This window comes from Mycobacterium sp. IDUB_9, from assembly GCF_055419505.1.
This window is the reverse complement of record NZ_JBVAXU010000002.1, coordinates 824,127-834,776: the sequence shown is the minus strand read 5'-3', so window position 1 is coordinate 834,776 and position 10,650 is coordinate 824,127. Positions and strand designations below refer to the sequence as shown.

Genomic DNA, 10,650 nt, shown 5'->3' with positions numbered 1-10,650 from the left:
GATGAATCCCGACAACTATCTCTACCTGTCGGCCCTGTTGTTCACTATCGGCGCATCAGGAGTGCTGTTGCGGCGCAATGCCATCGTGATGTTCATGTGCGTCGAGCTCATGCTCAACGCCGCGAATCTGGCATTCGTGGCGTTCTCCCGTATGCACGGTCATCTCGACGGACAGGTGGTGGCGTTCTTCACCATGGTGGTGGCCGCCTGCGAGGTGGTGATCGGCCTGGCCATCATCATGACCATCTTCCGTACCCGCCATTCGGCCTCGGTCGACGACGCCAGCCTGCTGAAGCACTAAGGGCGACATGACACTACCTGTGTGGCTGCTGATCGCCCTTCCCGGCGCCGGAGCAGCGGTACTGCTGTTGAGCGGCCGACGATCCGACCGGTGGGGGCATCTGCTGGGCTGTGCGACCGCGTTGGGCGCCTTCGCCGTCGGAGCGGCACTGTTCACCCAGATGCTGGGCCGCCAAGACGAGCACCGCGTAGTTCAGGAATCTCTGTTCTCCTGGGTGCCGGTGGCCGGCCTGCAAGTCGATTTCGGGCTGCAACTGGATCAGTTGTCGGTGTGCTTCGTGCTGCTGATCACCGGTGTGGGCTCGCTGATCCACATCTATTCGATCGGCTATATGGCGCACGACCCTGACCGGAGAAGGTTTTTCGCGTACCTCAATCTGTTCTTGGCGGCCATGCTTCTGCTCGTGCTCGCTGACAACTACCTCGGTCTGTACGCCGGATGGGAAGGCGTTGGCCTGGCCTCGTATCTGCTGATCGGATTCTGGTCATACAAACCGTCGGCCGCCGCCGCAGCCAAGAAAGCCTTCATCGTCAACCGGGTCGGCGACATGGGTCTGGCGATCGCCCTGATGATCATGTTCGCCACCGTCGGATCCATCTCGTTCGCCGGGGTCTTCGGCGCCGCACCGGCTTTGAGCGAAGCCACCCTGACCGCGATCGGTCTGCTGCTGCTGTTGGGCGCGTGCGGCAAATCGGCCCAGGTGCCGCTGCAGTCCTGGCTCGGGGATGCGATGGAGGGCCCGACACCGGTGTCTGCGCTGATCCACGCCGCGACCATGGTCACCGCCGGCGTCTATCTGATCGTGCGGTCCGGGCCGATCTTCGATCTGGCCCCGGGCGCCCAGACCGGTGTCGTCATCGTCGGCGCGGTCACATTGCTGTTCGGCGCGATCATCGGCTGCGCCAAGGACGACATCAAGAAAGCCCTTGCCGCGTCGACCATGTCGCAGATCGGCTACATGATCCTGGCGGCCGGCCTCGGGCCGGCCGGTTACGCCTTCGCCATCATGCATCTGCTCACCCACGGATTCTTCAAGGCCGGATTGTTCCTCGGTGCCGGCTCGATGATGCACGCCATGAACGACGAGGTGAACATGCGCCGCTACGGCGGGCTGCGCAAGGTCCTGCCGATCACGTTCGCCACCTTCGGGCTGGGCTACCTGGCGATCATCGGTGTGCCGCCGCTGGCCGGCTTCTTCTCCAAGGACAGCATCATCGAGGCGGCGCTGGGCGCCGGGGGCGTGCGCGGCATGATCCTCGGCGGGGCAGCCATCCTGGGGGCCGGGATCACCGCGTTCTACATGACCCGGGTGATGCTGATGACGTTCTTCGGGGAAAAGCGTTGGGATGAAACGACACACCCCCACGAGGCCCCTGCCGTGATGACCTGGCCGATGATCCTGCTCGCGGTCGGCTCGGTGGTCTCCGGCGGTGCGCTGGCAATCGGCGGCACGCTGTCGCACTGGCTCGAGCCGGTGGTCGGCGCACACGAGGCGCACCACGCGATTCCCGCGTGGGTGGTCACCGTCGTGGTACTGGCGGTCGTGGCAGTCGGTATCGCGGTGGCCTACCGGATGTACGCGCAGCGGTCGGTCCCGGCCGACGTGCCCGACGGGTCTGCACTCACGGTGGCGGCCCGACGGGATCTGTACGGCGACGCGTTCAACGAGGCGGTGTTCATGCGAGGTGGCCAGACCTTGACCGCGGCCCTGGTGGTCGTTGACGACAAGGTGGTCGACGGCACTGCCGGCGGGCTGGCCGCGCTGGTCAGTCGAACATCGGATGGGTTGCGCCAGTTTCAGACCGGATTCGCCCGTTCCTATGCGCTTTCGATGTTGGGCGGCGCAGCCCTGGTGGTGGCGACGATCCTGGCGGTGCGACTGTGGTGAGCGCGTTTCCGTGGCTGACGGCGTTGTGGGCCACCCCGACTGTGGGGGCCGCAGTGGTGATGCTGCTGCCCGCCGCACAGCGGACGCTGGCGAAATGGCTGGCGCTGGCGTTCTCCCTGGCAGCCCTGGGCCTGGCGGCCGTCCTCGCTGTCGGTTTCGATCCGACGGGCGAGCAGTATCAGTTCGTCGAATCACACCGCTGGATACCGTCGTTCGGCACCGGTTACATCCTCGGTGTCGACGGGATCGCCCTGGCTCTGGTGGTGCTCACCGCTGTGCTGCTGCCACTGCTCATCGTCGCGGGCTGGAATGACGCCGCCCACCAGACCGGTCTCGGTGGCCGCGGCGTGCAGGCCTACCTGGCCTTGACGCTGGCCGTGCAGGGCATGGTGTTCATGTCCCTGGTGGCCCTGGACATCCTGCTGTTCTATGTGTTCTTCGAGGCCATGCTGATCCCGATGTACTTCCTGATCGGGGGATTCGGCGGGAACCGCGCTCACGCGTCGAAAGCGGCGGTGAAGTTCCTGCTGTACAACCTGTTCGGTGGGCTGGTCATGCTGGCCGCGGTAATCGGTCTGTATGTGGTGACCGCGGGCAGCGACGCATTCGATTCAGGCACCTTTGACTTCCGCGCGATCGTAGCCGCCGCCTCCTCCGGCGAGTTCGTGATCAACCCTGCGGTGGCGAACTTCCTGTTCCTGGGTTTCATGTTCGCGTTCGCGGTGAAGGCACCGTTGTGGCCGTTTCACCGGTGGTTGCCGGATGCCGCGGTTCAGGCCACCCCGGCCAGCGCGGTGCTGATGATGGCGATCATGGACAAGGTCGGCACCTTCGGCATGCTGCGCTATTGTCTGCCGCTGTTTCCCGATGCCTCAACGTATTTCCGCCCACTGATCATCACGCTCGCGGTGATCGGCATCCTCTACGGCGCCGTCCTGGCGATCGGCCAGACCGATGTGATGCGCCTGATCGCCTACACGTCGATATCACACTTCGGTTTCATCATCCTTGGCATCTTCGTGATGACCAACCAAGGCCAGGTCGGGTCGACGCTGTACATGATCAACCACGGGATCTCCACGGCCGCGCTGTTCCTGATCGCCGGATTCCTGGTATCGCGGCGTGGTTCCCGGTTGATCGACGCCTACGGCGGCGTGCAGAAGGTGGCGCCGGTGCTCGCCGGAACGTTCCTGGTGGCCGGGCTCGCGACGTTGTCGTTGCCGGGCCTGGCACCCTTCATCAGTGAATTCCTGGTCCTCATCGGCACATTCACGCGCTATCCGGTGGTCGCGGTATTCGCCGCCACCGCACTCGTGTTGTCCGCCGTGTACATCCTGTGGATGTACCAACGGATGATGACCGGGCCGGTGCCCGAGGAGCTCTCCGGAGACGAGCGCCGGATCCGGGATCTGGTGCCTCGCGAACTGGCCGTGGTGACCCCGTTGATCGCGCTGCTGCTGGTGTTGGGCATCTATCCCAAACCCGCTCTGGACGTGATCAATCCGGCCGTCCAGCACACGTTGAACTCCATCGGACAGAGCGATCCGCCACCGCAGGTGTTACCGAAGCTGGCAGAGGGGGTTCGCTGATCATGGTGACACCGAGCATCGAATACGGCCTGCTCTCCCCCATGCTGATCGTCTTCGGGGTGGGCGTGGCCGGTGTACTCGTCGAGGCATTCCTGCCCCGGCCGGCGCGTTATCGGACGCAAGTGGCGCTCGCGCTGGGCGGCCTTGTCGCCGCGGTGGTGGCCGTCGTGGTGCTGGCCCGAGAGCTACACGGAACCCCCGGCAGGCCGGCGGTGCTGGGGGCCGTGGTCCTCGACGCCCCGGCGTTGTTCCTGCAGGGCACCATCGCGCTGGTCGGAATACTGGGCATCCTGCTCATCGCCGAACGTCAGTCCACCGCCGAAACTTCCGACGGCCCGCGTGGTCTCGACGGCTTCACGCCGCAGGCGTCCGCGGTGCCGGGAAGCGTGGCCGAGCAACTGGCCACCAAGGCCGGAGTGATGCAGACCGAGGTCTTTCCGCTGACCATGTTCGCCATCGGCGGCATGCTGCTGTTCGGAGCCGCCGACGATCTGCTTACCATGTTCATCGCGCTGGAGGTCCTGTCACTTCCGCTGTATCTGGTGTGCGGGCTGGCCCGGCGGCGGCGGTTGCTCTCCCAGGAAGCGTCGCTGAAATACTTTCTGCTGGGTGCGTTCTCGTCGGCCTTCTTCCTGTACGGCGCGGCGATGCTGTACGGCTACGCCGGCACCCTGGACCTGAACGGTATCGCCGGTGCAGTGGTCAGCCGCGCACCCAATCTTCCGCTCGCACTGATCGGTGTCGCACTGCTGCTCGTCGGACTTCTGTTCAAAGTGGGTGCGGTTCCGTTTCATTCATGGATCCCCGACGTGTACCAGGGTGCCCCCACCGCCATCACCGCGTTCATGGCCGCGGGGACGAAAATCGCCGCGTTCGGCGCGACGTTGCGCATCTTCTACGTCGCGCTACCGCAGTTGCGTGATGACTGGCGGCCGATCCTGTGGGCGATCGCGATCCTCACCATGGTGGTCGGGACCATCACCGCTGTCACCCAGACCGATGTCAAACGGATGCTGGCCTACTCCGCGGTGGCACATTCGGGGTTCATCCTCACCGGCGTGATCGCCGCCAACCCCGCCGGGGTGTCCGCCACGCTGTTCTACCTGTTCGCCTACGGATTCAGCACCCTGGGCGCGTTCGCGGTCGTCGGCCTGGTGCGCAATGCCGCCGGCGAGGAGGAAACGTCGATGGCCCGGTGGGCCGGTCTGGGCCGGCGATATCCGATTGTCGGCGTGGTGTTTTCGCTGTTCCTGCTGGCGTTCGCCGGGATTCCGCTGACCAGCGGATTCGTCAGCAAGTTCGCGGTGTTCAAAGCCGCCGGGGAGGGCGGGGCGATCCCGCTGGTCATCGTCGGCGTCATCGCCAGCGCCGTCGCGGCCTACTTCTACGTGCGGGTGATCGTGCTGATGTTCTTCACCGATCCACCCGAGGACGCGCCCGAGGTGGTCATCCCCAGCGGCCTCACCACCGCCGTCATCACGGTCACCGCGGCGGTCACCTTCGCACTCGGCGCACTCCCTCAACCGTTGCTGGATCTCGCCAACAACGCCCAGACGTTCCTGCGGTGAAGTCCGTTACATTCGAATCCATGACGACCGTCCTCACCGCTGACCATGGCGCAGTTCGCGTGCTCACCCTCAATCGCCCACAGTCGCGGAACGCCCTGGGACGTGAGCTGATCGAGGAGCTCTACGGCGCCCTGGACGACGCCGATTCGGACGAGACGGTGCGGGCGGTCGTGCTCACCGGGACCGACCCGGCGTTCTGCGCCGGCGTCGACCTCAAAGAGGCGCAGACGCTCGGCATGGAGTATTTCGAGAAGTTCCGGTCGCACAACTGCATCACCAAGACCGGTCAGTTGCATACCCCGATCATCGGAGCGATCAACGGAGCAACGTTCACCGGTGGCCTGGAGATGGCCCTGGGTTGCGACTTCCTGATCGCCTCCGACCGGGCGGTGTTCGCCGACACGCACGCCCGGGTCGGGATCCTGCCCGGCGGTGGCATGACGGCGCGGCTCCCCCACGTGGTCGGTGCTGCGATGGCACGCCGGCTGTCGATGACCGGTGAAGTCGTCGACGCCGCCCACGCCGAACGCCTGGGCCTGGTCACCGAGGTGGTCGCTCACGAACGCCTGTTGGACCGGGCGTTGGAACTGGCCGGGCACATCGCCGAGGTACCGGGCCCGATCATGGCCGGACTCAAGGAGATCTACACCCGGGGCAGCGAGCCGGTCATCGGCCCGGCGCTGGCGGCAGAGCAGGACATCGCCGGCGCGCAGGCGCGTGATTTCGACGGCCTGGGTGACCGGTTTCAGGCGGTAGCTGAACGGAACCGAGGTCAGATCGACGGCTAGCCGTTGTGGGCGGGCTCGATGATCGTCATCCCGGGTCCGATGGGCACATCCATGGCGGCCATCGCAGCACCCGCCTCGTCGAGGCTCACCCGCCTGGTAACCAACAGCTCGGGTTGCAGCGCACCGGACTCGAGAAGCTCCAGCATTGCCGGATAGTCGACGGCCGGCATGCCGTGCGATCCCAGGATCGAAAGTTCCTGGGCGATCACCCGGTCCATCGGGAAGGCAGTCTGTGCCGCATCACCCAGCAGGAGCCCGACCTGGACGTGGCGGCCACGGCGGCGCAGCGAGGAGACCGAGGCCGCGGCGACGGCCGGATGCCCGATGGCGTCGACCCCGATGTGTGCACCGCCACCCGTGCGGTGCACGACTTCGGTTGCGATGTCCGAGATCTCAGTCGCGTCGATCAGTTCATCGGCGCCCAGTCCAGCAGCGGTGGTCAGCGCCGGGGCGCTGCCGTCGACAGCAACAACCTTGGCGCCGAACGCTTTTGCGATCATCACCGCTGACAGTCCGACCCCGCCGCACCCGTGGACCGCGACCCACTGACCGGGTTGCACCTTGCCGTGGCTGACCACCGCGCGAAACGAGGTCGCGAACCGGCACCCGAGGGAGGCCGCCGCGACGAATGAGACCGAGTCGGGCAGACGTACCAGGTTCGTCGCAGCCCGCGGGAGCGCCACCTGCTGGGCGAAGGCACCGGGCAGGGTGAATCCGGGTTGCAACTGATCGGGACACACCTGGGCATCACCGGCCAGGCAGAATTCACAGTGTCCGCACCCCAGCACGAACGGTGCGGTCACCCGGTCGCCCACCTGCCAGCCCGCCACTCCCGCACCGACGGCCACGATGGGGCCGGCGAACTCATGCCCGGGGATGATCGGCAAGTCCACCGGATCGTGACCTCGCCAGGCGTGCCAGTCAGACCGGCACACACCGGTGGCCGCAACCTCGACCACCACCCCGTCGTCGGGACATACCGGCTCGGGCACCTCGGCCACCGCGGGCAGCACGCCGACCTCGGAATACATCACAGCACGCACAGCTGCGATCGTAGGCCGACACCCGCAGGGTCAGCGATGCCGCTTCAGGATGAAGCCGACGGTTCGCTCACCGAAGCCCGGCAGTGCCGGGGTCGACATTTCCACCTGCGTGCGGGCCTGCTCGACGACGGGCGTGCCCGGATCGAGCACCGAGAGATACACCTCGTGAGCGGCAAGGGAATTCACCGCCGTTTCGGTGTAGCCGTCGACCACCTCGCAATGCGTCGGGCCCGGACCGTTCTCGAAGAGCCATGCCGGCGGATCGGCCAAGCTGTCGTAAGCCGCGGCAACTGCGTGGGCGAACTCGATGTGATCGCGTTGGTTGGGTGCGTCGGGCGCCCAAGCCGGCCCGCTGTAGAGGGTGACGACGACGTCGGGACGCAATGCCACGATGGTCTCGGCGATCTTCGAGCGCAGCTCTGGGGTGTCGCGGATGTTGCTGTCCGGGAAGTCCCAGAAATCCACGTCGTCAACCCCGACGATGGCCGCCGATCGTCGCTGCTCGCCTTCCCGCAGCGGCCCCGCCTCTTCGGGTGCCATGCCCGCGATCCCCACCTCGCCCCGCGAAGCGAGCGCGTAATGCACGGTCCTGCCCGCAGCGGTCCACTTCGCGACCGCCGCACCGACTCCGTACTCGGGGTCATCGGGGTGGGCCACCAGAACGAGCGCAGACCGCCAGTCCGAGGGGAAGGGTTCGACGTCCTTCGTGTTCATCACACCAGTGTCGAACCTCGACGACGGTTCATGTCAACCGGCCACGGTGATCCGTGCGAACCTCAGCCCCAGCCCTGGGGTCGATAGCCAGCGCCCGGATGCTCCGCAGCCAGTAACGGCCCAGTGCCCCCGAGCCGCTCCCGCAGGGTGGCCGGTTCGCTGTGCCTGGGCACCCTGCCGCGTCGGCGCAACTCGGGCACGACATGGCGGGCGAAGTCGACAAAGGTGCCCGGTGTGGTGACATACGCCAGGTTGAACCCGTCCACACCGGCCTCGTCGACCCAGCGCTCGAGTTCGTCGGCAACCTCTGTGGGCGAACCCACCACCACCGGACCGCGGCCACCGAGACCGACTTCGTGGGCCAACTCGCTCGCTGTCCAGTTCCGGTCCGGCGTGGTGAACGATGCCAGCGCAGAACGATTGGCCTCGGTCTGGACGTATCGCAGGGGTTCATCTGCACCGAGTTCGGCCAGATCAACACCGGTCCAGCCACCGAACAGGGCCAGCGCGCCGTCGGCGCTCACATACTGCCGGTACTCGTGCAGCTTGGCGACGGCGAGCTCGTGAGTATCGGCCACGATCGGAGTGAGCATCGTGAAAACCTTGATCGACTGGGGATCTCGTCCTTGTTCAGCGGCGGCGGCGCGCAGCGCCTTGACCGGCTTGGCCACGACGCCCGGCGTGGGGCCCGACACGAACACCGCCTCCGCGTGAGCCGCGGCGAACCGGACTCCCCTCGGCGAAGCACCGGCCTGAAACAACATCGGGGTGCGTTGCGGGGACGGTTCACACAGAAACGGCCCCGGGACGCTGAAGTAGTGGCCCTTGTGTTCGATGTCGTGGACTTTCGCCGGATCGGTGAACACGCCTCGTTCCCGGTCGCGGACCACGGCGTCGGGTTCCCACGATGCCTCCCACAGTTTGTAGCAGACTTCGAGATACTCCTCGGCGATCTCGTAGCGTTCGTCGTGCGGAATCTGGTTCGCCAGCCCCAGATTACGGGCGGCACTGTCGAGGTAGGAGGTGACGATGTTCCACGCCACCCGGCCGCCGGTCAGATGATCCAGCGTGGAGAACCGGCGCGCCAACGCATAGGGCTGCTCGTAGGTCAACGACACCGTGACACCGAATCCCAGGGTCTCGGTGACCGCCGCCATGGCCGACACCGCCAGCGTCGGATCGTTGACGGGTACCTGCGCGGCATCGGCCACCGCCGCATCTCGCGAGCCGCCGTACACGTCGTAGACGCCGAGGACGTCGGCGAGGAACAAGGCGTCGAAGCCACCGGCCTCCAGGGTGCGGGCCAATTCCGTCCAGTACCCCAGTTCGCGGTAGCGATAGCCCTGGTCCTCGGGATGGCGCCACAAACCTGCGGATTGGTGTCCCACGCACGCCATGTCGAATGCGTTGAGGTAGATCCTGCTCATCGCTCGTCCCCGATCTCATCCTGATGCGTTTCGCGCGCGAAGTAGGCCGCGGTGAAAGTGATCGCCGCCAGCACCGCGAAATATCCGACGATCAGCCAGGGGCTGCCACCACCTGCGACCAGCAGCGCCGCCGCGATCAACGGAGCGAACCCGCCCGAGAGCACCGCACCGATCTGGTAGCCCAACGAGGCACCGCTGTAGCGCACGCGGGTATCGAACAGTTCCCCGAACCACGCGGCCTGTGGCCCGTACATGGCATCGTGAGCGATGTTGACACCGAACACAATCGACAACACGATCGCGATATGGGATCCGGTGCCCGCTGCGACGAAGAACAGGATCAGCGCCAGCACACCGGCCACCGCACCGAACAGATACGGAGGCCGCCTGCCGTAACGGTCCGACACCATCGCCCACGCCGGCGTGCTGACCAGGCCGATGGCCGAAGCGATGAGGACTGCCGTCAGGCCGACCTGACTGCCCGCATCCGACGAATCCTGCAGGTAGGTCAACGAATACGTGGTCAGCAGAACAAACAGCGCGATCTGCGAGAACCTCAATCCGGTGGTGATCACCACATTGCGCGGCTGTGTGCGCAGTACCTCCAGCACCGGCAGCCGCGCGACCTCGCCGCGATCGCGGACCTGAGTGAACATCTCCGCATCGGTGAGCCTCAGACGGATCACCAGGCCGACGATGATCAGAACGGCACTGAGCAGGAAGGGGATTCGCCACCCGTAGGCGAGGAAGGCATCATGGCCGGTGGCTGTCCGCGTGAGGTAGAAGACCGCCGTCGACAGCAACATGCCTGCCGGAGACCCCAATTGGGTGAAGCTGCCGAACAGACCGCGGCGCCCCGGGGGCGCATGCTCCACCGAAAGCAGTGCCGCACCACCCCATTCGGCGCCCACGGCCAGGCCTTGCAGCAATCTCAGGCTCACCAGCAGCGCAGGCGCCAGCAGCCCCACCTGGGCGTAGGTCGGCAGGAGGCCGATCGCGAAGGTGCTCAGCCCCATCCCCACCAGCGCGGCCACCAAGACCGTCTTGCGTCCCAGCCGATCTCCGTAGTGCCCTGATATCAGAGCCCCCAACGGCCGAGCCCCGAACCCTGCGGCGTAGGTCGCGAACGCGGCCAGTGTGCCTGCCGTCGATGAAATGTTCGGGAAGAACAGGGGTTTGAAGACCAGGGCGGCAGCCGTGGCGTACAGGTAGAAGTCGTACCACTCAATCGTGGTGCCGACTGCACTACCCAACGCGACGGAGCGCGCGCTCGGCTTGGCAGTGGCCACTGAACGTGGGTCGGTAACAGTCACGTGGCCGCAGGCTATGCGG

Annotated in this window: 9 protein-coding genes; 5 read left to right on the top strand and 4 right to left on the bottom strand. The window is 66.0% G+C overall.

Annotation, left to right across the window (positions count from 1 at the left end):
* The first annotated feature begins 1 nt into the window (after nt 1).
* From nuoK to ACZY08_RS12620, 5 genes are read left to right on the top strand one after another with little or no spacing between them, the layout of a single operon-like run.
* The gene (gene nuoK, locus ACZY08_RS12640; protein WP_064878910.1) at nt 2-301 is read left to right on the top strand and encodes an NADH-quinone oxidoreductase subunit NuoK; all 300 of its coding nucleotides are present in this window, start codon (nt 2-4) and stop codon (nt 299-301) included.
* Between the two features lie 7 nt (nt 302-308).
* On the top strand, nt 309-2,189 hold the full coding sequence (gene nuoL / locus ACZY08_RS12635) for an NADH-quinone oxidoreductase subunit L (RefSeq protein WP_463744528.1): 1,881 nt from the start codon (nt 309-311) through the stop codon (nt 2,187-2,189).
* Nucleotides 2,183-3,778 (top strand): NADH-quinone oxidoreductase subunit M, encoded by a 1,596-nt coding sequence (locus tag ACZY08_RS12630; RefSeq protein WP_463744529.1) that lies wholly within the window; start codon nt 2,183-2,185, stop codon nt 3,776-3,778. The genes nuoL and ACZY08_RS12630 overlap by 7 nt, the downstream gene beginning before the upstream one ends.
* Before the next feature lie 2 nt (nt 3,779-3,780).
* Nucleotides 3,781-5,346, top strand: coding sequence for an NADH-quinone oxidoreductase subunit NuoN (gene nuoN, locus ACZY08_RS12625; RefSeq protein ID WP_463744530.1), 1,566 nt, complete (start codon nt 3,781-3,783; stop codon nt 5,344-5,346).
* A 20-nt stretch (nt 5,347-5,366) separates the two neighbouring features.
* Nucleotides 5,367-6,134 (top strand): enoyl-CoA hydratase, encoded by a 768-nt coding sequence (locus ACZY08_RS12620; protein ID WP_463744531.1) that lies wholly within the window; start codon nt 5,367-5,369, stop codon nt 6,132-6,134.
* Here ACZY08_RS12620 and ACZY08_RS12615 read toward each other — a convergent pair.
* The 4 genes from ACZY08_RS12615 to ACZY08_RS12600 all read right to left on the bottom strand — a co-directional run bounded on the left by ACZY08_RS12615 (nt 6,131) and on the right by ACZY08_RS12600 (nt 10,607).
* Nucleotides 6,131-7,177 carry a zinc-dependent alcohol dehydrogenase family protein gene (locus ACZY08_RS12615; protein WP_463744532.1) on the bottom strand — a complete coding sequence of 349 codons (1,047 nt, stop codon included), beginning with the start codon at nt 7,175-7,177 and terminating at the stop codon, nt 6,131-6,133. The two genes, ACZY08_RS12620 and ACZY08_RS12615, sit on opposite strands and share 4 nt — an antisense overlap.
* Nucleotides 7,178-7,207: 30 nt before the next feature.
* Complete coding sequence (locus tag ACZY08_RS12610) at nt 7,208-7,891, bottom strand: PIG-L deacetylase family protein (RefSeq protein ID WP_463744533.1); 684 nt, start codon at nt 7,889-7,891, stop codon at nt 7,208-7,210.
* 62 nt (nt 7,892-7,953) lie between these two features.
* Complete coding sequence (locus tag ACZY08_RS12605) at nt 7,954-9,318, bottom strand: LLM class flavin-dependent oxidoreductase (RefSeq protein WP_463744534.1); 1,365 nt, start codon at nt 9,316-9,318, stop codon at nt 7,954-7,956.
* Nucleotides 9,315-10,607 (bottom strand): MFS transporter, encoded by a 1,293-nt coding sequence (locus tag ACZY08_RS12600; protein WP_463745264.1) that lies wholly within the window; start codon nt 10,605-10,607, stop codon nt 9,315-9,317. The genes ACZY08_RS12605 and ACZY08_RS12600 overlap by 4 nt, the downstream gene beginning before the upstream one ends.
* Between the last annotated feature and the right edge of the window lie 43 nt (nt 10,608-10,650).

Bases quoted from the DNA above. Each gene is read 5' to 3' on its own strand.
- nuoK (WP_064878910.1), top strand. From the start codon at position 2: ATGAATCCCGACAACTATCTCTACCTGTCGGCCCTGTTGTTCACTATC.
- nuoL (WP_463744528.1), top strand. From the start codon at position 309: ATGACACTACCTGTGTGGCTGCTGATCGCCCTTCCCGGCGCCGGAGCA.
- nuoN (WP_463744530.1), top strand. From the start codon at position 3,781: ATGGTGACACCGAGCATCGAATACGGCCTGCTCTCCCCCATGCTGATC.
- ACZY08_RS12620 (WP_463744531.1), top strand. From the start codon at position 5,367: ATGACGACCGTCCTCACCGCTGACCATGGCGCAGTTCGCGTGCTCACC.
- ACZY08_RS12610 (WP_463744533.1), bottom strand. From the start codon at position 7,891: ATGAACACGAAGGACGTCGAACCCTTCCCCTCGGACTGGCGGTCTGCG.
- ACZY08_RS12605 (WP_463744534.1), bottom strand. From the start codon at position 9,318: ATGAGCAGGATCTACCTCAACGCATTCGACATGGCGTGCGTGGGACAC.